Raw genomic sequence first — 18,824 nt, 5'->3', positions numbered from 1 at the left:
CCACCCCAGCCCTCCCCTGCTACACGCAGGGGAGGGAGTCAGTCGGATGACTTGGTCGCGTCGCTGCCAGGCATGTTGGCGTGGATGATCTGACCGATGACGCCATCGGCCTGGGCCAGCTGCTTCTCGTATACGTCGGTGCTGAAAGCCGGCTGCGTCGGTGACTGCTTCGCCAGCATCGAACCGTTCTGGTCGTGCAGGCCCACTTCCACGTCGGTCGACAGGCCGATGCGCAACGGGTGCTCATCAAGCTGCTTGGGGTCGGTGAAGAAGATGCGCACCGGTACGCGCTGCACGATCTTGATCCAGTTGCCGGTAGCGTTCTGCGCCGGCAGCAGCGAGAACGCGCTGCCGGTGCCCACGCCCAGACTCTGCACCGTGCCCTTGTACTTCACCGAGCCGCCGTACACGTCGGTGCGGATTTCCACCGGCTGGCCGATACGCATATGGGTCAGCTGGGTTTCCTTGAAGTTGGCGTCGATCCAGACCTGGTGCAGCGGCACCACAGCCATCAGCGGCGCACCGGGAGCGATGCGCTGACCGAGCTGCACCGAGCGCTTGGCGACATAACCGTCGACCGGCGCGACGATAGTGGTGCGCAGGTTGTCCAGGTAAGCCTGGCGCAACTTGGCGGCGGCCGTCTGGACGTCTGGATGGGACGCGACCACGGTGTCGTCCACCAGCACCTTGCTGGTCTGGTACTGCTGCTGCGAGGCGGTGAGTGCGCTTTCGGCGACGGTCAGCGTGTCCTGTGCGTGCGACAGCTCCTCGGCGGAGATCGCACCGGACGTGGCCAGGTCACGGCGACGGCTGAAGTCCTGGCGCGCCTTGTCCACGGCTACCTTGCGTGCCGCGACATCGGCTTGCGCACCGGACACGTTGCTGTACAGGCCGCGCACCTTGCGCACGGTGCTGGCAAGGTTCGCCCTGGCTTCCGCCAGCGCCACTTCGGTGTTGCTGCGGTCGAGTTTCACCAGCACGTCGCCGGCATGGACCAGGTCGCCGTCGTCGGCACCGATGGTGACGACGGTGCCGGGCACCTGCGGAGTGATCTGCACCACATTGCCGTTGACGTAGGCATCGTCGGTGTTTTCATACCAGCGGCCGTCGAGGAAGTACCACGCGGTCCAACCGACAATGGCGAGCACCACCACGACGCCTAGCAGGCGCAACAGGAAACCGCGGCGGCTCTTTTGCGGTGGTGGAGTGGAGGTGTTGTCGGCCGCAAGGGGAGTTTGGCTAGACATGGGGGATAGCCTTCAGAGAGAGCGTTCGGAAACGGAAGAGGAGGAAGCGGCGGCGACCTCATGCGCGTCGTCGGCCTGCGGGCGATAGCCGCCGCCGAGCGCCTGGATCAGCTGCACTGAAAGATCGACCTGCTGCGACTGCAGCGCGGCCATGCGCTGCTGGGCCTGCAGCAACTGCTGGCGCACGATCAGTGCTTCCAGGTAGTTGCCGATGCCAGCCTTGTAGCGCTGCTCGGAGAGCTGCCACGCCTCGGTGGCGGCATCCAACGCGCGCTGCTGGGCGTCGATTTGTTGCTGCATGGATTGCAGCGCGTTGTAGTTGTCCGCCACCTGGTTGGTGGCCGCGACCAGGGTCTCGTTGTACTGCGCCACGGCGAGGTCGTATTGCGCATCCTTGCCGGCAAGGTTCGCACGCAGACGACCACCGTCGAAAATCGGCAAGCTCAGCGACGGACCCAGCTCATAGAAGCGGTTCTTCAAGCTAAACAAGTTGCCGCCGCCCATATTCAGCAGACCGGCCATGGCGCCGATACTGACATTGGGCAGGAACTCGGTCTTGGCGACCTTGATGTCCTTGCTGGCCGCCTCGACGCGCCAGCGCGCAGCGACCAGATCGGCGCGATGGCCGATCAGATCCATCGACAGGTTGCCGGGGACGGCCAGCGCAACCGGCTTGAGTACCTGCGGGCGGGTGATGTCGAGGCCGCGATCCGGGCCCTTGCCGAGCAGCACCGAGAGCGACGAACGCGCCGCGTCGATGGCGCGGTTCGCCACCGCTTGTTGTTGCTCCGCCGTGGCCACTTCCGTGTCGCTCTGCTTGAGCTGCAACTGGCTGTCGATACCGGCGGACGCGCGCTGGCGAGTCAAATCGCGGGCGCGATTGGCGCGCTCCAGTTCCGCCTTCGCCACGTCCTGCTGTGCGTAGGCGTAGCCGAGCTGGGTATAGGCGCGGCCGACATTGGTGGATAGCTCGATGCGCGCCGCCTGACGATCGATCTCCGCAGCGCGGGCCTGGCCGAGGGCGGCCTCCCACGCAGCGCGCTTGCCGCCCCACAAATCCAGGCCCCAATTGAAGCTGGCATAGCCGTACTTGGCCCAGGAGAAATGGCTGTGGCCACCGAACAGCGCACCCGGCGGACGCGCGCCGGCTACGCTGGCACCCGCGTTGACGGTCGGCCCGCGCTCGGCATCGGCCACGCCGGCCGCGGCCTGCGCTTGCTGCGCGCGCGCGTCGGCGGCGGCCAGGCCGGGGTTGTCGCGCAAGGCTTCGTCGATCAGGCCGCTCAGCTGGGCATCGCCCAAGGCGGTCCACCAATCCTGCTGGGGCCAGGCCGCCGGTGACACGGCGATGCCATTGAGGCTGCGCTCGCTCTTGAGCGAAGAAGCATCCGTCAGCGCACCGGACGGATGCAGGCCGCCGCTGCTGACGCAGCCGGCCAACGCCAGGCTCAGTCCGATCGCCGCCGCCATTGTGTGCAGACGCATGGTCGTATTCCGAGAAGAAGAAAAAGGGGAAAGAGGTGTCAGGTCTTGTCGCGCAATGCGCTCAACACGCGCGTCAGGTAGTCGTTCAAATGCTGCCGTTCGGTTTCGCTCAACGAGCGCTGGGCGGCATCCAGCACGCGATCGCTGCAACTGGTGAGTTCCTGCCACAGCGCATCGCCTTCCGGGGTCAGCTTGATGCGCAGCGCACGGCGGTCCTGGTCGTGCGGGCACCGGCGCAGATAGCCCTTGCCTTCCAGTTGATCGAGCTGCCGGGTCATCGCACCGCCATCCAGCTCGACGGCGCGGGCCAGCTCAGTGGCGGACATCGGCCCCATCCGCGCCAGCCGCTTGAGGATCAGGAACTGAGTGAAGCGCAGGTCCATGCCTTTGGCGGCGATCTCCGCTTCCATCGCACGGACGATCTCGGAACGCACGAGTCCTAGCAGCACGCCGAGGCTCTCCCGGGGAGTGTTCTGGGTGGATATGTCCATGTTCATGGACGCGCATTCTATTGCCGTGAGAATATTTGTCAAGGCAAATATATGACAGGCAACATCTGCTTTCTCAACGACTCAAGCGGCCACGCCCGGTGCGCGCAGTCGCTGGCGTGCGGCGATCAGTTCGTCCTGCACCAGCGCCTTCAGGGCGGGGTCGCGGATGGCAAACAGGTCGAACACGCCCAGGGCGTGCAAAGTGGGCAACACCGCCACTAAACGAGGCTCGGCCTGGCAGCGCAGCGCCTCCGGGGTCGCCGGGTCGAGCATCAGTTGGGCGTTCACGACGAAGCGGGTCAGTGCCTCGACGGCGTCCATGGGAATGGACGGCGAGTCTGGGGACGACATGCCGAATCTCCTGCCTGTTTATGGGAGGACGTCCGCGGTGGCTTCGGCGTGACCGCTCGTGGCTGGCGGACGGGAGGGGCGCCCGTCGGGGAACGGGGCAGCTTTCAAAGCCTAGATGCGACGGGTCATGGCCTGATAGCGTTAGCCGGACAATTTTTATCTAGAACATGCCATCAGTGAGACAAACCGTGAGCCATAGCGAAGTCTTCCGCCGCATCGAAAGCGCCGCCGGTCCGGCGCTGATCGCCTTTGTGATCGATGACGACCACGCCACGGAACCCATGCCCGCGGTCGAGTCGGACTGGCATCGCCATTTGCGCGGCCAGTTCTTCTACGTCGAGAAAGGTTTGCTCAGTCTGCGCACCTGCGATGGCGCGTGGACACTGCCGCCGCATCGCGTGGGCTGGCTGCCGCCCGGCGTACTGCACACGGTACGCATCGCTGAAACCACGCGCGGCTGGGGCGTGTTCGTCGCCCCCGAGGCGGCCACAGGCTTGCCGGGCACGACCTGCGTGCTGGGCGCCAACGACCTGATGCGCGCGCTGGTCCATCGCGCCAGCACCTGGTCCATGCGGGACGATCTGGACGCGGAGCAGGAGCGCGTACTCAGCGTGCTGATGGACGAAATACGCCGCGCGCCGCAGGAACCACTCCACCTCAACATGCCCAGCGACCGCCGCCTGCTGCGTATCGCCCATGCTGTACTGGAACGCCCCGACGATGGTCGCACTCTGGAGGATTGGGCCGGCTGGGCCGGCCTCTCGCCGCGCACCGTCACCCGATTGTTTCGCTATGAAACCGGCAGCAGCTTCGCGCAATGGCGCCAGCAGGCACGCCTCAGCCGCGCCCTGGAACGCCTTGCCGGCGGCGAAGCCGTGGCCAGCGTGGCGGATGCGCTGGGCTATGCGAGCGTGAGTGCCTTCGTGGCGATGTTCCGGCGCAGCTTTGGGCAGTCGCCGGGGAGGTATTTTGCGAAGCCGGCGATGATGGCGTAGCGGCCCACGCACTGATCGCTTAGGGCAACTTGGGCTTCCGCCCGCGCTTCGGCTTGGTTTCGTTGGCCACGATCAGCTGCTGCAAGTAGCCGATACCTTCTTCCTCGGGGAAGAACGAGACCACATCGGCAATCGACAGGCCGAAGCGCTTTTGCAGAGCAAGAAATTCCGTCTTCGCGCGTTCAAGCCGCGCCTGGCCAGTGAGCTTCTCCGGCGCGGGTTCCTTGCGATCCAGTGCGGCGAGCTCTTCCTGAAAGCGCCGATATGCGTCTTTGGGGATGGTCATGTACGTCAAGTGGGTCGATCGGAAGAATGATTGTCGCATGCGGCCCTGCCTGGCGGGCCAGCCTTCGTACTCTCCAACAGCCTGTTCAAAGTCTTTGATGAGCGCCCGGGGTCCGCCTTGTCATAGCGTTAGACGCTGAATCCTTCTCCCCTCGGGAGTACGCGGGGAGATGCCATCGATGGCGCCGGCTCTGCGCGGAGACTTTGAACAGGCTCTAAGGCTGGGACGATCGGTTACTGGCCGATAACCGCTGCCGGCTGCCGCACGGGTTTCACATACGTCTCGAACAGTTCGTCGATACGGCGGTATTCGTCGTACCAAGAATCCGGATGGACGAAACCATGTCGCTCCATCGGATACAGCGACATCCAGAAGTTTTTCTTGTGCAGCTCGATGAAGCGCTGATACAGGCGGATGGAGTCGCTGGCCAGCACGTTGTCGTCGATCAGGCCGTGCTGGATGAGCAAGGCATCCCGCAACTTGTCGGCATACTCGATCGGCGAGCTGGCCGTATAGGCGGCTGGATCGAGCTGCGGGTCGTTGAGGATGTTGGAGGTGTATTCGTGGTTGTAGGTGGTCCAGTCGGTGACCGGACGCAAGGCGGAACCGGCCGCGAATTCGCCCGGTGCGCGCAGCAGGGCCATGATGGTCATGAAACCGCCGTAGCTGCCGCCGTAGATGCCCACGCGCGCGGGATCGACGCCGTGGTGCTTGACCAGCCAGGCCTTGCCGTCGAGCAGGTCGTCCAGCTCGGGGTGGCCCATCTGGCGATAGATGGCGGTGCGCCAGTCGCGGCCGTAGCCTTCGGAGGCGCGGTAGTCCATGTCCAGCACCACGTAGCCTTGCTGCACGAGCAGGTTGTGGAACATCTGCTCGCGGAAATAGTTGGACCAGTTCAGCGTGACGTTCTGCAAGTAGCCGGCGCCGTGCACGAAGATCACCGCGGGGCGCGAAGCCGCTGCTGCGGGATCATTCGGGCCGTAATACTTGGCCCAGATGGTGCCGGCGCCATGCGCCGAAGGCACGCCGACGATCTGCGGCGCGATCCATGCGCGCGAGCTGAAGGCGCTCTTCATCGTCTGGGTGAGTTCGCGCGGTGTGCCGCCGCCAGCGTCCTGCACGGCGAGCTGCGCCAGCACATAGGGTGAGGAATGCAGCACCCCGAGTTGCTTGCCGTCGGGCGAGAGCACGAAGTCGTCCATGCCCTGGAACTGCGTGACGCGGCTCAGCTCGCCGCCGTTGGTTGGCAGACGGTAGACGTCATAGCTATAGGGTGCGACCTGGTTGGTGCGCAGGTAGAACCACTGGCCATCCTCGCTCAGCAGCGGATGGCTGACTTCGAACCTGCCGCTGGTGAGCGCTTTGGCCTTGTCGCCGGGGGCTTTGCTGTAGAGCTGCGACCAGCCGGTTTCTTCGCTGAGGTACCACAGCGTGCGGTTGTCCTTGAGCCAGCCGAAATCGTTGAAGTTCCAGTTGATCCACGCCTTGTCGGTGAGGCGATGCTGATTGAGCAGGGCGTGTTTGTCGAAATCGACGGTGGCGATCCAGCGATCCTTGTTGTCGATGGCGCGCAGCTGGATGGCGACGTTCTGGCCGTCCTCGCTCCATGCGATGCCGCCACCACCGCCATCATCGGCGCTGGAGATGATGCGTACGGCGCGTAGCTCCGGCGCCTTCAATGCCTTGGCGTCGTCGGCCTTGCCGGCCTTCTGCAGGGCGGCGACGGCCTCGGCGCGCAGCTCCTTCAAAGGGTCGTCCTTGATGCCAGGCAGTGCGTCGGTCTTCAGTGCATAGGATTTGCGACCCTGCAGATCGACCAGCAGCAAGGACTGCGGTGCCGGGTCCTTGCGCCCCACGTAAACGCGTGTGGCTTGCTGCTCGGAGTAGCCCGAGTCGGTGACGTAATGGGTGACTTCGGGTGCCTTGCCCGGCTTGTAGTCCTTGGGCTGAGTGACCACCAGCATCCAGCGGCCGTCGGGCGAAAGCTCGGTGTCGACCAGGTCGCCAACTTCGCCCAGCCACAACGTCTTGGGCGAGCGACCGGGATCGGTGGCGGCCAAGGTGTCGTCTTCGGCACGCTGGGCGTCCTTATCCGACTTGATCTTGCGCAGGGTCTTGAACAGGCGCAGCTGGTCTGCGCCCAGTGCGTCGGGCTGTTTGTCCTGCGGGTCGTCGGCAAGGCGGAGTACGGCGGCCGGCGCGGCGACACCGGCGGCGATGTCATAGACGAACCATTGGTTGCCCTGGCGGTATTGCAGGCTGCGGCCGTCGCTGGAGAAGCGCGGCGCGGACTCGATTTCCGGTGTGCGCGTGACCTGCACGCGGCGACCATTGGCCAGCTCGACGAGGAACACATCGCCGTGACGGATATAGGCAGCCTGGCGATGGTTGCGATCGAATACGGCCGGACCGTCGGCCTGCGACACCGCTTCCGGCGCCAGCTTCACGCTTTGCCCGCTGGCGGCGTCGACGCGGTAAAGATCGCGCACCTTGCTGCCGTCGCGCTTGAGCGAGTAGTACAGGCTGCGCCCGTCCACGCTCCAATAGGGAGATTCCACCGCCGCGCCGATCCACTCGGGATTGGCCATGATGGTTTCCAGGTCGAGGCTGTCGGTGGCTGGCGCTTGGGCCATGGCGGCCGGCACAGCGGCGAGGGCGACGAGCCCGGCGAGGATCATTCGGCGCATAGGGCGCTCCGCAATCGAAACGGGTCAGCATAGCCAAGCGCGCCTTGCTGGCAAGCGCCAAGGGTCCTGTATCCGCAAAGCACACTGACGACTACGCTAAGGATGCTCTGATCTATTCCCCGCACCCGTCATACCCGCATCGCCAGGAGGCACCATGCGCGAGCTCGCCCGCCCGCTGTTCACACCCTTGGCGGGTGGCTGTTTCGTTACCTATCAGACGATGCCGCCGGCCCATTAGCCGCGTGGCAACGCGTCGTCCGCTTCCCGTAAGCGGAGCGCGGCATGGCGCGTTCCCACACTCAGCAACCGGGTGCGTTCGCTGCCATGGTGCTTCACTCCCCTCCCCTATCTGTCAGTCCACCGCATGCCCCTGCCTACCGTCGAGCACGAAACCGCCACCCGTCTGTCCCATAGCGTGATCTGGCTGCATGGCCTGGGTGCGGATGGTCATGACTTCGCACCCATCGTGCCGGAGCTGGTAGCGCCGGAATGGCCCGGCCTGCGCTTCGTGTTTCCCCATGCGCCGGTGCGCCCGGTGACCTTGAACGGCGGGATGCCGATGCGCGCGTGGTACGACATCGTCGGCGTGGATCTGACCTCGCGCCAGGACGAAACCGGCATGCGTGCCTCGATCAGCTCGGTGGAAGCGCTGATCGCGCGCGAGAACGAGCGCGGCGTGCCGGATGAGCGCATCGTGCTGGCCGGTTTCTCGCAGGGCGGCGCCATCGCCCTGGCCGGCGCCCTGCGCCATCCGCGGCGGCTGGCCGGTGTGATCGCGCTGTCCACCTACCTGCCCATGCAGAATTCGTTCGCCGCCGAACGCAGCGCGGCCAATGCGGATACGCCGATCTTCTGGGGCCACGGCACGGGCGACCCGATCGTGCCGCTGACGCGCGGCGTGCAGTCGCGTGACGCTCTGCAGTCGCTGGGTTATCACGTGGATTGGCATACCTATCCCATGCCGCACTCGGTCTGCGCCGAAGAAATCGGCGACATGAGCCGGTGGCTGGGACACCGTTTGGCGGGCTGACGAGCGCTTAGAACAGGCTCTTAGATCCGGGACAGGCCTTGAATCACGGCATGATGGCCGTGCGCTTGGGCATACTGTGCGCCCATGCGTGTAGCCACCCACCGACGCCTCGACCAGAGCCCACTGCCGGATTTCTGCAGTCCGCCGGTGCTGTTTACCCTGCTGGTGGTGGCCGCACTGACGGTCACGGTGATGTTGCTGGCGCCGGACAGCAGCCGCGGCTGGCGCGGCTATTGCGTGGGCATGCTGTTCGCCGAATGGATGGCAACGGTCATCGGCGTGGCGCTGTGCAAATTGCGCCCCGCACTGCAGCGCCTTCCCGGGCGCCTGCCGTATGCCGCGGTGTGGCTGTTGATGCTGCTGATCGTGGCTGGCGCCAGCGGGATCGCGGTATGGATGAACGATGTACTGATGATGGCGCTGATCCACGCCAGCGCCTTCGTGTTCGTGCGTGACAACGCGATCATCGCCGCGCTGTTGGGCGCGGCGATGCTGCGTTATTTCTACGTGCTGGCGCAGTGGCAAGCCCGTCTTGCGGCCATCGCGCACGCGCAGGTGGAGGCCTTGCAGGCGCGCATCCGCCCACACTTTCTGTTCAACAGCATGAACACCGTCGCGGCCTTGGTGCGGGTCGATCCGGAAGCGGCCGAACGCACGGTGGAGGATCTGTCCGAATTGTTCCGCGCCGCGCTCGGCCAGCACAGCTCGCACGACGGCACGCTGGGCGATGAGCTGAATCTGATCGAACGCTACCTGGCGATCGAACAATTGCGCCTTGGCGAGCGCCTGCGCGTCCGGCGCGAACTGGACGCGTTGCCGCACGCCTTTCCGCTACCACGGCTGCTGCTGCAACCGCTGGTGGAGAACGCCGTGCGCCACGGCATCCAGCCCTTGCGCGAGGGTGGTGAGGTCATTCTGCGCGGCAAGCGCATGAACAAGACCATCGAGATCGAGATCGACAATCCGCTGCCCGATACACCGTCTCTCGGCGGCAACGGGCACGGCCTGGACAATGTGCGCCAGCGCGTCGCGTATCGCTATGGACCGCGTGCCCAGGTGCAGGCCGGCCCGCAGCATGGGCGTTTCGTGGTGCGCCTGCTCTTACCGGAAAACACCGATGCGCGTATTGATCGTTGACGACGAACCGCTGGCCCGGGCCCGTCTGGCCGCCCTGCTCGGCGAGTGCGAAGGCGTCGAATTGGCCGGCAGCGTGGGCGATGGCGAGGCGGCACTCGAAGCCATCAGCGAAGCGCCGCCGGACGTGCTGCTGCTGGACATCAATATGCCCGGCCTGAGCGGCACTGCGCTGGCGCAGCGTCTTGCCGGCAAGACGCGGCCCCAAGTGGTGTTCTGCACCGCCTACGAAAACCACGCCGTGCAGGCTTTCGAACTCGGCGCGGTGGATTATTTGCTCAAGCCGGTACGTCTCGACCGCCTGCGTGATGCCCTGCTACGCGCCCGGCAACGGCTCACGGTGATCCCGCGCGGACCCACCAGCTACCTGCACGGCCGCCTGCGCGGCGAACAGGTGCGCATCGCCCTGGACGAGGTGGTCTGCCTACTGGCCGAAGAGAAATACGTGGTCGTGCAGCATCGCGGCGGGCAGTTGCTGCTGGAAGAATCGTTGCGCCAGCTGGAGGAGGCGTATTCGGACCAGCTGATCCGCCTGCATCGCAACTGCCTGGTACCGTCGCAACGCCTGCTTGGCTTGAAGACGCTGAGCGATGGCCGTGTACTCGCCCGCCTGGGCGGCACCGAGCTGATGCCGGAAGTGAGTCGCCGCAACCTGCCGACACTGCGCAAACTGCTGCGCATGGGTTAGTGCGATTTGTGCGGGCCTGACTGCGACAGCACGTCTGCGCCGGCATGCGTGATTTACGCGACAATACTGAGTGAATTGATTGTCGCGGAGTTTCCATGACCCCCAACATCCTGCGCATCGCTACCCGCAAGAGCGCCCTCGCACTGTGGCAGGCCGAGCACGTCGCGGCGGAACTGCGCGCCGCGCACCCAGGCCTGACCGTGGAACTGGTGCCGATGACGACGCGCGGCGACGAAATCCAGGACAAGCCGTTGGCCAACATCGGCGGCAAGGGTCTGTTCCTCAAGGAGCTGGAAATGGCCATGCAGGAAGGCCACGCGGAGCTGGCCGTGCATTCGCTCAAGGACGTGCCGGTCGTACTGGAACCGGGGTTTACGTTGCCGGCGATTCTCCCGCGCGCGGACGCGGCGGACGCGTTCATCAGCAATGACTATGCGGACCTGAAGGCGCTGCCGCTGGGCGCGCGCGTGGGCACGTCCTCACTGCGTCGTCAGGCGCTGCTGCGCGCCGTGCGACCCGACCTGACCCTGCTCGATCTGCGCGGCAATGTCGGCACGCGCCTCAGCAAGCTGGATGCCGGCCACTACGAGGCCATCCTGCTGGCCTGCGCCGGATTGGAGCGCCTCGGCCTGTCCGCACGCATTCGCGGCCGGCTTTCCGCCCCGGACTGGCTGCCCGCTCCGGGACAAGCCGCGATCGCCATCGAGGCCCGCAGCGACCAGCCTGCCGTGCTCGAACTGCTGGCGGCATTGGACGACGCCGACACCCGTCTCACGGTCAACGCCGAGCGAGCGATGAATCGCGCGCTGGGCGGTAGTTGCACGGTGCCCGTGGGCGCCTGGTGCGTGGTGACCGAGCACGGCCTGCACTTGAGCGGTATGGTGGGCGACGTCAGCAGCGGCCGCCTGCTGCATGCCGAAGCAAGCAGCGGCAGCGATCAAGCCGAAGCGCTGGGCCAGCAGGTGGCGGAAGCCCTGCTTGCACAGGGCGCGGCCGAATTCCTCCGGCACTAGACACGCTCTGTAGGAGCGCACCCTGTGCGCGACAAACCGGCAAGACTGCCGGTTTATCGCGCACAGGGCGAGGGCCATGGATGGCCCGAGTGAAACGGCCAGGAAGGGCCGCGCTTTTGTATCCCGCCTCGTACAAGCTGTGCCCTGCTCCGCAGGGCATTCGCCCACAGGGTGGGCTCCTACCAAAGAGAACGGCCCCGCGCGGAGCGACGGGGCCGTGAGATACAGCGCTTGATGACGCTTAGAAGTTGTAGACCAGATTAGTGGTCATCAACGTATCGGTGCTCTTGGTACCCGGCTGCACATCGCTGTTGTAGCGAATCTGGTAGCCGACTTTCAGCGCCATCTTCTTGGTCATGCTGACCGAGAGACCGATGTCGTTCTGGTAGTACTTGTTCTTGGAGCCCGCTTCGACCAGCAGCGTGTCTTCCGCCGCGGTGTTGTCGGTGATGCGGTACTTGTAGTTCACCAAGCCACGTCCCACCACTTCGCTCTGGCTGTCCTGATGCAGCGTTTCCTTTACGCCATTCACCAGCACGACGTGGTCGGCCGGGCGATAGCGCTTGTAACCAGGACCGGCTTCGAACGACAGCTCCGTGCGCTCGGTCTTCAGCGCGATGTAGCCGTAGCCGATCGAGACGATGCCCTGCCACAGGTTGGCGCCGAAGTCGTCGTGCTCGTAGCGGGCCGCGCCCACGATGTAGCTGCGCGGGTCGAGCTTGTAACCCACCGAGGCGCCGGTGTCATAACGGTTGGCCGTGGTGCTGAACTTGTTGATCTGGGCGCCGGTGGAATCGACCACCTTCACTTCGCCTTTCGAACGCATGCCGTTGAGGAAGAAGTTGTTCTTCCAGAGCTCGTTTTCCTGGTTCAGGCCGAGCTTGGCGTTGACGTTCTCGGTGCGCGAATTGCCATGGGCGGAGGCAAAACCGAATTCGCCCGAACCGCTCCAGCCACCGTTATCGGCCGCATTGCTGGCTGGGTCGGTGGTCGTGGTGGTCGTCGTCGCGTCTTGAGCCTGGGCGGCGACACTGGCAAAGCCGGCAAGTAGCAGACCGGCGATCAGGACTTTTCTCATTGGAACAATCCACATTTTGTTAAACAAACGTAAGGCACCTTAACGGAAAGGCTTGAACTTGCAGTGAACAAATCCGCCGTAAAGGGAGAGAAATGGCTTGGTGGCGCCATTTAGGCCGGATCGCCGCGAATCGCGAGCGCCGCATCATACAAACGTTGCTCCACGCTCTTGCCCACCACGCAACTGACCGCCGCCAGCGCCACCAACAGCACGCGCTGCTCCAGCACCTGGGCCAACAGCAGAACCACGCAGGGAATGACGTAGATCAAGATCGCGGCGATGAAACGCCCTATCCACAACCCGCGCGAATGACCCGGCGCCTTCGGCACCGGCGCCCCTTTCCCCGCCTGAAGAGACTGCCAGCGCATACCCTCGCTCCATCCCAACAACAGGGCCAACAGCTGCAGGGCCAGGATCCAAGGCGTGGAAGTGATCGCCAGGGGCTCCGCGCTCGCCTGCCCCACCAGGCACAGCCACAGCCACAAACCACCGGTATAGCAGGCCGAAACCACCCGGCTCAGCGGCAGCTGGCGCCATAGCGAAACCTGCGCTGACACAGGCCGGCGGCCGTAGCCGCGGGCGGTGTAAATCAGGCAGGCCAGGCTGCAGAAGGCCAGCGCGGCACCGGATAAGCGAGTGGCCCAAAACGCGTTGTCGCCACGCACCAGACCAGCAAGTGCCAGCATCGGCAGATAGGCCAACAGGGCGATCATGCCTTCACGGGTCGGACGGCTACCGCGACCGAAGCGCCAGCCAAGCCAGTCCGGCACCACGGGCAGGCGTAGACAGGCCAGTAACGGTCCGGCGCTGACCAACACCGTGCCCAAGGTCAACGGCACCAGCGCATCGCCACGACCCGAGGGATACATGGCCAGGCCGAGCGCCAAACCCAGTAATAACCATAGGCCGTAGCCGCTGATCGCGAGCACCTGCAAAGTCATCACCGCCAGACCAGGGGGCGGCTGCACGCGGCTATCGTTTCGGGATCGTGGAGTGTCGCCCGGCATCTCGGCTCGCTCTTGCGCCCGTTTCCAATAAGAGAGCCTTTGGAGTCTAGGGGATTTCACGCCGTGATGGGCATCGCACATGCCAAACTCTGCGGACTTGCGGCCACCACAGGCGATGCGCCACGCTCCACCTTCCAAACCGCGCATAACCCATCCCACACGGGCCAAGCGGGACTTTGAACAGGCTCTCATGTCATGGATCGTTACGAGCGCATTCTCACGCTGCACCGGCTGCTGAAGTCGGCGCACTATCCGGTGCCGCTGCCGCGGCTGATGGACGAACTGGAGTGTTCGCGCGCCACGCTTTATCGCGACGTGGCGTTTCTGCGCGACGCCCTGGGCGCCCCCATCGAGAGCGCTGGCGGAGAGCATGCCGCGTTCCGCTATGAGGCAGGCGAGGGCGAGCGTTTCGAATTGCCCGGCCTATGGCTCACCTCGGACGAGCTGGCTGCCCTGTTGGCCTTGAACGAGTTGATCGGCCGCAGCGGCCCCGGCGTGCTGGCGGGCGCGCTGGCGCCGTTCAAGGCACGCATCGAGCACCTGCTGTCCGACCAGGGCAGCGGCAAGGCGCTGCCGATCGAACGCATTCGCGTGATCGCCTGGGGCGAACGCAAGCTCGACCAGCAGGTGTTCCGCATCGTGGCCGGAGCCGTGCTGGAGAGGAAACAGCTGCGCTTCCGCTACCGCGCGCGCACTACCAATGCCGACAGCAAGCGCACGGTGTCGCCGCAACGCCTCACGCACTATCGGGACAACTGGTACTTGGACGTGTGGGATCACGACCGCGAGGCGCTACGCAGCTTCGCCGTGGATCGCATCGCCGAGCCGCAGGCGCTCGACGCCCCTGCGCGCGATGTCGCCGAAATCGAACTCAACGATATGCTCGCTTCCAGCTACGGCATCTTCGCCGGCAAGCCGAAAGCCTGGGCCACCGTCCGCTTCTCCCAGCACGCCGCACGCTGGGTCGCCGACGAACACTGGCATTCACAACAAAAGGGCGAGTGGCTGTCGGACGGCCGCTATGAGCTGCAAGTGCCGTACTCCAACTCCAAGGAGTTGCTGATGGACGTGCTCAAGTACGGCCCGGACGCGGAAGTGATCGCCCCGCTGTCGCTGCGTGAAGAGATGAAGATTCAGCTGCAGCTGGCGCTGGGCGGTTACCAGCAGGCGCCTCGCTGAGGTTCGCCTGCGGATGGATAGGCCGGCGTCGTTTTATGCGGTCAGCCCTGGAGTATCTCGAACCTTGCAAAGCTGCGCGGCTGCGCGGAGGCTAGTTCGATCCAGCTTTCGCGCGGTTCTCCCATGAGTGATACCGACATCGCCGAGTCCAGCGCTTCACCTTCCCCTGTTCCACGCAAGCCCACGGTAGCGCTCGCGCTAGGTGGTGGTGGCGCAAAGGGGCTGGCGCACATCGGCGCGATCGAGGAGATCGAGCGGCAGGGCTATCGCATCGTTGCCATCGCCGGCACCTCGATGGGGGCACTGATCGGTGGCATCTATGCCACGGGCAAACTGGACGCCTATCGCGATTGGGTGTCTGCGCTGGCCAAGATGGATGTATTGAAGCTGGTCGACTGGACCTTCTCCGGCGGCGGCCTGATCAAGGGCGAGCGCATCATCGAGACGATGCGCGAGTTGGTCGGCGATGCACAGATCGAAGATCTTCCGCTGGCCTACACGGCGGTGGCGACCGATCTCGATCGCGAGCGCGAGGTGTGGCTCACTCGCGGCTCGCTGTTCGATGCGATCCGCGCCTCCATCGCCATACCCACGGTGTTCCGCCCGCAGAATCTCGACGGGCGCAGACTGGTCGACGGCGGCCTGCTCAATCCGGTGCCGGTCACGCCGTTGATCCGCGAGCCGGCCGATTACTTGTTCGCAGTGAGCGTGGACGGCGCCATCGAAGCGATGACGCCCGACGTGCCAGGCGACCAAAGCGCGGATGCCTACAACGGCTATCGTCGGCGCATCGGCGAATTCATCGGCCGGCTGATACCTCATGGCGAAACCAAGGAAGTGGAACCCAAGCCGCGTGACCCGGGCATGCTGGATCTGCTGACCCAGTCGATGGATCTGATGCAAGCGAACCTGGCGCGCCTGCGCCTGGCGGCGTACGCGCCGGATCTGCTGATCCAGCTGCCGCGCAATATTTCCACGGCTTACGAGTTCTACCGTGCACGCGAACTGATCGAGCTGGGTCGCGCACGCGCATGCGAAGTGCTGACCGCATGGAAGCCACCCCATTATTGAGGGCCATGCCCCTTGAGCCAGGCCTCCAGATAGGCCTTCAACGCGACAGCGTTGTTGTGCTCCTCATCGTGCGCGCCGAACAGCAAAGTGATGTGATGGCGCGCGGCCTGTTCGGCCAGCGGGCGCCAATACTCAACCTTGGCGTCCAGCTCGCTGGCGTAGCGGTGGCGGAAAGCATCCCAGCGCGTCGGGTCGTGTCCGAACCAGCGTCGCAGCGCTGGTGACGGGGCCACTTCCTTGGCCCATGCATCCAAGGCGGCGGCATCCTTCTTCAAGCCGCGTGGCCACAACCGATCCACCAGCACACGGTGGCCATCCACCTCGGCGGCGGGTTCGTAGACGCGTTTGACGGCAATGCTCATGGGAAGCACCCACTCGCTGGCAGCGACCTAGGAGCATACGCCCGGCACGCATAGGACGCGACAACGCGAGCGGCAGAAGCGCCGTCAGAGTTCCTCGACGCGCGTCACCTTGCCCCGGCGCATCAGCCAGGCCACGCCACGCAGGTCGGCAATGCCCACCCACAGGCGGTCGAGCATGCCGTACTTGGAGGTACCCGCGGTGCGCGGACGATGCCCCACCGGCACGCTCTGGCTCTGGAAACCGGCACGCTTGACCAAGGCCGGCAGGTAGCGATGCATGTGGTCGAAGTAGGGCAGGCGCAGGAATACGTCGCGCTCGAACAGTTTGAGGCCGCAGCCGGTATCCGGCGTGGCGTCCCTGAGCATGCGCGAACGCACCGCATTGGCGATCTTGGAGGAGATGCGTTTGTTGAAACTGTCGCGGCGCGTGGTACGCCAGCCGGCGAACAGACGCACTTCTTCCGCAGCGGCGGCGCGTGCGGCAAGCAGCTTCGGGATGTCGGCCGGATCATTCTGACCGTCACCGTCGAGCGTGGCGATCCATGGCGATTTCGCGGCGCGCACGCCGTTCCACACCGCCGTGCTCTGACCGCTGCGGGTCAGGTGGCGCACGATGCGCAGCTCCGGGTAGGTGGCCTTCTCGGCTGCCAGTACCGCCACACTGTCGTCGCTGGAATCGTCGTCCACATAGACGATCTCGAACTCGACTTTGCCACGCAGCGCGGCGGCGATCTCGGCGAGTAGCGGGGGAATGTTGTCGCGTTCGTTGAACACCGGCACGACGACAGACAGTTGCGGCATGGGGGCAGCCTTTCTCGGAATCGGATGCGCCTTGCGGCGCGAGGCGACGCATTCTAGTGCCATAAGCAGGCTCTCGGGCTGAATCGCGTCAGGCAAGCGGGCCGCGTAAACGCAGCCCTTACATCAACGAATCTTGCCGAGGATGCCTTCCAGCTCGTCGTTGCTGTGGTAATGGATCACCAGCTTGCCGCGGCCACCGCGACCCTGCGCCAGTTCGACGCGGGTGGCGAAGCGCTCAGCCAGCTGTCGCTCCAGGTCGGCCACGTTGGGATCCCGCGCGGGCGTGCTCTTGGCCTTGCCCTTGGGCGCGGTCTGCGCGCGGCGCGCGGCTTCTTCCAGCTCGCGCACGCTCCAGCCATGGCGCGCCGCTTCCAGCGCCAGGCTTTCGGCATCGCGCTCGGGCAGGGTGAGCAGGCAGCGGGCATGGCCCATTTCCAGCTTGCTTTCGTCCAGCAGCTTCTTGATGGAGTTGGGCAACTCGGTAAGGCGCAGCATGTTGGACACGGCGGCGCGCGAGCGGCCGACCGCATCGGCAGCTTGCTGATGGGTCAGGTCGAAATCGTCGATCAGGCGCTTGAGCGCGTCGGCTTCTTCCAGCGGGGTGAGGTCCTGACGCTGGATGTTCTCGATCAACGCCATCGCCGGCACGGCGACTTCCGGCACGTCCTTCACCAAAGCCGGCAGTTCGCTGAGCTGGGCGCGCTGGGCAGCGCGCCAGCGGCGTTCGCCGGCGATCAGCTCATAGCTGTTCTTGCCGATGGCGCGCACGACTACCGGCTGGATCAGGCCCTGGGCTTTGATCGATGCGGCCAGTTCGTCGAGGGCCTCGTCGTTCCAGTGACGACGCGGCTGGTACTTGCCAGGCTGGATGTACTGAATCGGCAGGGTGCGCAATTCGCCTTCCTGTTCGATCACCGAAGGCATGCCATCGCCGTCGCCGCCTAACAGGGCATCGAGCCCGCGTCCGAGCCCTCGTTTCTTCGCAGCGGCCATGCTTACTCCTGGTGAATGTCGACGGCGGCGTCGAGCACCGCCTCGCTATCGTCGTGCAGTGGCACTGTCACCACTTCGTTTGCGCTGGCCGCGGCCATACCGCGTTCGCGACGAATGATTTCGCCGGCGAGGCCGATGTAAGCAATAGCGCCGCGTGAGCTGCGGTCGTACAGATGAATCGGCTGACCGTGGCTGGGCGCTTCGGCCAACCGCACGTTGCGCGGAATGATGGAGCGCAGCACCTTGTCGCCGAAATGCTGGGTGAGCTGTGCCGAGACTTCGTTGCCAAGGTTGTTGCGCACGTCGTACATGGTGCGCAGCAGACCTTCGATCTCCAGCTGCGGATTCAGCCGTTGGCGCACTGCCTTCACGGTGTCCAGCAGACTGGAAAGGCCTTCGAGCGCGAAGTATTCGCACTGCACCGGAATCAGCAGGCCATCCGCCGCCGTCAGCGCATTGAGCGTGAGCAGGTGCAAGGTGGGCGGGCAGTCGATCAGGATGGTGTGGTACTTGTCCCTGACCTTCGCCAGCTGCTCCTTGAGCCGCATTTCGCGCGCGATGGCGTCCATCAGCTTGAGTTCGGCGGCGGTGAGGTCGCCATTGCCCGGCAGCAGATCGAAATGCGCCTCGGTGGTGACGATGGCTTTCTCGATCGGCGCCTCGTCCAGCAGCACTTCGCAGCCGTTGGGCTTGGCTTCGCGCTTGTCCACGCCGGACGCCATGGTCGCGTTGCCCTGCGGGTCGAGGTCGACCAGCAACACCTTGCGCTTCGCCGCAGCGAGCGCCGCAGCGAGGTTGACAGCGGTGGTGGTCTTGCCGACGCCGCCCTTCTGGTTGGCGACAGCGATGATGCGGGCCATGGTGTCGTCGATGCCGTGAACGTGGGAAAAGGGGGCTAGATTACCATCGGTTCCAGGAGCCGACAG

General features: G+C 65.0%; 19 protein-coding genes. 7 read left to right on the top strand and 12 right to left on the bottom strand.

All coding sequences use genetic code 11. From position 1 onward, the window contains the following. Positions 1 to 38 precede the first annotated feature (38 nt). From OUZ45_RS04490 to OUZ45_RS04475, 4 genes are all read right to left on the bottom strand, one after another. Positions 39 to 1,247, bottom strand: coding sequence for an HlyD/EmrA/EmrK family protein (locus OUZ45_RS04490; RefSeq protein WP_266168722.1), 1,209 nt, complete (start codon positions 1,245 to 1,247; stop codon positions 39 to 41). 12 nt (positions 1,248 to 1,259) lie between these two features. Continuing rightward, positions 1,260 to 2,732: an efflux transporter outer membrane subunit gene (locus OUZ45_RS04485; RefSeq protein ID WP_266168721.1), complete on the bottom strand. Its 1,473-nt coding sequence runs from the start codon at positions 2,730 to 2,732 to the stop codon at positions 1,260 to 1,262. Between the two features lie 38 nt (positions 2,733 to 2,770). Beyond that, positions 2,771 to 3,229 carry a MarR family winged helix-turn-helix transcriptional regulator gene (locus tag OUZ45_RS04480; RefSeq protein WP_425601668.1) on the bottom strand — a complete coding sequence of 153 codons (459 nt, stop codon included), beginning with the start codon at positions 3,227 to 3,229 and terminating at the stop codon, positions 2,771 to 2,773. A gap of 75 nt (positions 3,230 to 3,304) precedes the next feature. After that, positions 3,305 to 3,574, bottom strand: a complete 270-nt coding sequence (locus tag OUZ45_RS04475) for a hypothetical protein (protein WP_266168720.1) — start codon at positions 3,572 to 3,574, stop codon at positions 3,305 to 3,307. Between the two features lie 188 nt (positions 3,575 to 3,762). Between OUZ45_RS04475 and OUZ45_RS04470 the strand changes: the two genes are divergently transcribed. Continuing rightward, positions 3,763 to 4,569: an AraC family transcriptional regulator gene (locus tag OUZ45_RS04470; protein ID WP_266168719.1), complete on the top strand. Its 807-nt coding sequence runs from the start codon at positions 3,763 to 3,765 to the stop codon at positions 4,567 to 4,569. 19 nt (positions 4,570 to 4,588) lie between these two features. Here OUZ45_RS04470 and OUZ45_RS04465 read toward each other — a convergent pair whose 3' ends face one another. Both OUZ45_RS04465 and OUZ45_RS04460 read right to left on the bottom strand, forming a co-directional pair. Then, the gene (locus OUZ45_RS04465; protein WP_266168718.1) at positions 4,589 to 4,855 is read right to left on the bottom strand and encodes a 2-hydroxyacyl-CoA dehydratase; all 267 of its coding nucleotides are present in this window, start codon (positions 4,853 to 4,855) and stop codon (positions 4,589 to 4,591) included. Positions 4,856 to 5,088: 233 nt separating this feature from the next. After that, positions 5,089 to 7,542: a S9 family peptidase gene (locus OUZ45_RS04460; protein ID WP_266168717.1), complete on the bottom strand. Its 2,454-nt coding sequence runs from the start codon at positions 7,540 to 7,542 to the stop codon at positions 5,089 to 5,091. Between the two features lie 364 nt (positions 7,543 to 7,906). Here OUZ45_RS04460 and OUZ45_RS04455 point away from each other — a divergent pair, with 364 nt between their 5' ends. From OUZ45_RS04455 to hemC, 4 genes are all read left to right on the top strand, one after another. Continuing rightward, entirely contained in the window at positions 7,907 to 8,572 is a 666-nt protein-coding gene (locus OUZ45_RS04455; RefSeq protein WP_266168716.1) for an alpha/beta hydrolase, read from the top strand. A gap of 84 nt (positions 8,573 to 8,656) precedes the next feature. Continuing rightward, complete coding sequence (locus OUZ45_RS04450) at positions 8,657 to 9,709, top strand: sensor histidine kinase (RefSeq protein WP_266168715.1); 1,053 nt, start codon at positions 8,657 to 8,659, stop codon at positions 9,707 to 9,709. Further along, positions 9,690 to 10,394: a LytR/AlgR family response regulator transcription factor gene (locus OUZ45_RS04445; protein ID WP_266168714.1), complete on the top strand. Its 705-nt coding sequence runs from the start codon at positions 9,690 to 9,692 to the stop codon at positions 10,392 to 10,394. The genes OUZ45_RS04450 and OUZ45_RS04445 overlap by 20 nt, the downstream gene beginning before the upstream one ends. A gap of 95 nt (positions 10,395 to 10,489) precedes the next feature. Further along, positions 10,490 to 11,407: a hydroxymethylbilane synthase gene (gene hemC, locus OUZ45_RS04440; RefSeq protein WP_266168713.1), complete on the top strand. Its 918-nt coding sequence runs from the start codon at positions 10,490 to 10,492 to the stop codon at positions 11,405 to 11,407. 241 nt (positions 11,408 to 11,648) lie between these two features. Here hemC and OUZ45_RS04435 read toward each other — a convergent pair whose 3' ends face one another. Both OUZ45_RS04435 and OUZ45_RS04430 read right to left on the bottom strand, forming a co-directional pair. After that, a complete protein-coding gene (locus OUZ45_RS04435) occupies positions 11,649 to 12,485 on the bottom strand; it encodes a DUF481 domain-containing protein (protein ID WP_266168712.1) in 837 nt (278 codons plus the stop codon). Positions 12,486 to 12,595: 110 nt separating this feature from the next. Beyond that, positions 12,596 to 13,453, bottom strand: coding sequence for a hypothetical protein (locus OUZ45_RS04430; protein WP_266168711.1), 858 nt, complete (start codon positions 13,451 to 13,453; stop codon positions 12,596 to 12,598). 234 nt (positions 13,454 to 13,687) lie between these two features. On the opposite strand from OUZ45_RS04430, the gene OUZ45_RS04425 reads away from it, so the two are divergent. Together OUZ45_RS04425 and OUZ45_RS04420 are read left to right on the top strand one after the other, a co-directional pair. Beyond that, entirely contained in the window at positions 13,688 to 14,671 is a 984-nt protein-coding gene (locus tag OUZ45_RS04425) for a helix-turn-helix transcriptional regulator (protein ID WP_266168710.1), read from the top strand. A 123-nt stretch (positions 14,672 to 14,794) separates the two neighbouring features. Next, positions 14,795 to 15,742 carry a patatin-like phospholipase family protein gene (locus tag OUZ45_RS04420; protein WP_266168709.1) on the top strand — a complete coding sequence of 316 codons (948 nt, stop codon included), beginning with the start codon at positions 14,795 to 14,797 and terminating at the stop codon, positions 15,740 to 15,742. On the opposite strand, the gene OUZ45_RS04415 is transcribed toward OUZ45_RS04420, so the two are convergent. From OUZ45_RS04415 to OUZ45_RS04400, 4 genes are all read right to left on the bottom strand, one after another. Beyond that, positions 15,736 to 16,104: a DUF488 domain-containing protein gene (locus tag OUZ45_RS04415; protein ID WP_266168708.1), complete on the bottom strand. Its 369-nt coding sequence runs from the start codon at positions 16,102 to 16,104 to the stop codon at positions 15,736 to 15,738. The two genes, OUZ45_RS04420 and OUZ45_RS04415, sit on opposite strands and share 7 nt — an antisense overlap. Positions 16,105 to 16,188: 84 nt before the next feature. After that, positions 16,189 to 16,905 carry a glycosyltransferase gene (locus OUZ45_RS04410; protein WP_266168707.1) on the bottom strand — a complete coding sequence of 239 codons (717 nt, stop codon included), beginning with the start codon at positions 16,903 to 16,905 and terminating at the stop codon, positions 16,189 to 16,191. Positions 16,906 to 17,028: 123 nt separating this feature from the next. Further along, positions 17,029 to 17,898 carry a ParB/RepB/Spo0J family partition protein gene (locus OUZ45_RS04405; protein WP_266168706.1) on the bottom strand — a complete coding sequence of 290 codons (870 nt, stop codon included), beginning with the start codon at positions 17,896 to 17,898 and terminating at the stop codon, positions 17,029 to 17,031. Between the two features lie 2 nt (positions 17,899 to 17,900). Further along, entirely contained in the window at positions 17,901 to 18,758 is an 858-nt protein-coding gene (locus tag OUZ45_RS04400; RefSeq protein WP_266168705.1) for a ParA family protein, read from the bottom strand. Between the last annotated feature and the right edge of the window lie 66 nt (positions 18,759 to 18,824).

Origin of the sequence: Dyella subtropica (assembly GCF_026283965.1) — a bacterium.
Classification (GTDB): domain Bacteria; phylum Pseudomonadota; class Gammaproteobacteria; order Xanthomonadales; family Rhodanobacteraceae; genus Dyella_D; species Dyella_D subtropica.
The sequence above is the reverse complement of the archived record's forward strand: the minus strand, read 5'-3'. Positions and strand labels throughout refer to the sequence as shown.

Coding starts and splice junctions, on each gene's coding strand:
- OUZ45_RS04490 (WP_266168722.1), bottom strand. CDS start 1,247: ATGTCTAGCCAAACTCCCCTTGCGGCCGACAACACCTCCACTCCACCA.
- OUZ45_RS04485 (WP_266168721.1), bottom strand. CDS start 2,732: ATGCGTCTGCACACAATGGCGGCGGCGATCGGACTGAGCCTGGCGTTG.
- OUZ45_RS04480 (WP_425601668.1), bottom strand. CDS start 3,229: ATGAACATGGACATATCCACCCAGAACACTCCCCGGGAGAGCCTCGGC.
- OUZ45_RS04475 (WP_266168720.1), bottom strand. CDS start 3,574: ATGTCGTCCCCAGACTCGCCGTCCATTCCCATGGACGCCGTCGAGGCA.
- OUZ45_RS04465 (WP_266168718.1), bottom strand. CDS start 4,855: ATGACCATCCCCAAAGACGCATATCGGCGCTTTCAGGAAGAGCTCGCC.
- OUZ45_RS04460 (WP_266168717.1), bottom strand. CDS start 7,542: ATGCGCCGAATGATCCTCGCCGGGCTCGTCGCCCTCGCCGCTGTGCCG.
- OUZ45_RS04455 (WP_266168716.1), top strand. CDS start 7,907: ATGCCCCTGCCTACCGTCGAGCACGAAACCGCCACCCGTCTGTCCCAT.
- OUZ45_RS04450 (WP_266168715.1), top strand. CDS start 8,657: ATGCGTGTAGCCACCCACCGACGCCTCGACCAGAGCCCACTGCCGGAT.
- OUZ45_RS04445 (WP_266168714.1), top strand. CDS start 9,690: ATGCGCGTATTGATCGTTGACGACGAACCGCTGGCCCGGGCCCGTCTG.
- hemC (WP_266168713.1), top strand. CDS start 10,490: ATGACCCCCAACATCCTGCGCATCGCTACCCGCAAGAGCGCCCTCGCA.
- OUZ45_RS04435 (WP_266168712.1), bottom strand. CDS start 12,485: ATGAGAAAAGTCCTGATCGCCGGTCTGCTACTTGCCGGCTTTGCCAGT.
- OUZ45_RS04425 (WP_266168710.1), top strand. CDS start 13,688: ATGGATCGTTACGAGCGCATTCTCACGCTGCACCGGCTGCTGAAGTCG.
- OUZ45_RS04420 (WP_266168709.1), top strand. CDS start 14,795: ATGAGTGATACCGACATCGCCGAGTCCAGCGCTTCACCTTCCCCTGTT.
- OUZ45_RS04415 (WP_266168708.1), bottom strand. CDS start 16,104: ATGAGCATTGCCGTCAAACGCGTCTACGAACCCGCCGCCGAGGTGGAT.
- OUZ45_RS04410 (WP_266168707.1), bottom strand. CDS start 16,905: ATGCCGCAACTGTCTGTCGTCGTGCCGGTGTTCAACGAACGCGACAAC.
- OUZ45_RS04405 (WP_266168706.1), bottom strand. CDS start 17,898: ATGGCCGCTGCGAAGAAACGAGGGCTCGGACGCGGGCTCGATGCCCTG.
- OUZ45_RS04400 (WP_266168705.1), bottom strand. CDS start 18,758: ATGGCCCGCATCATCGCTGTCGCCAACCAGAAGGGCGGCGTCGGCAAG.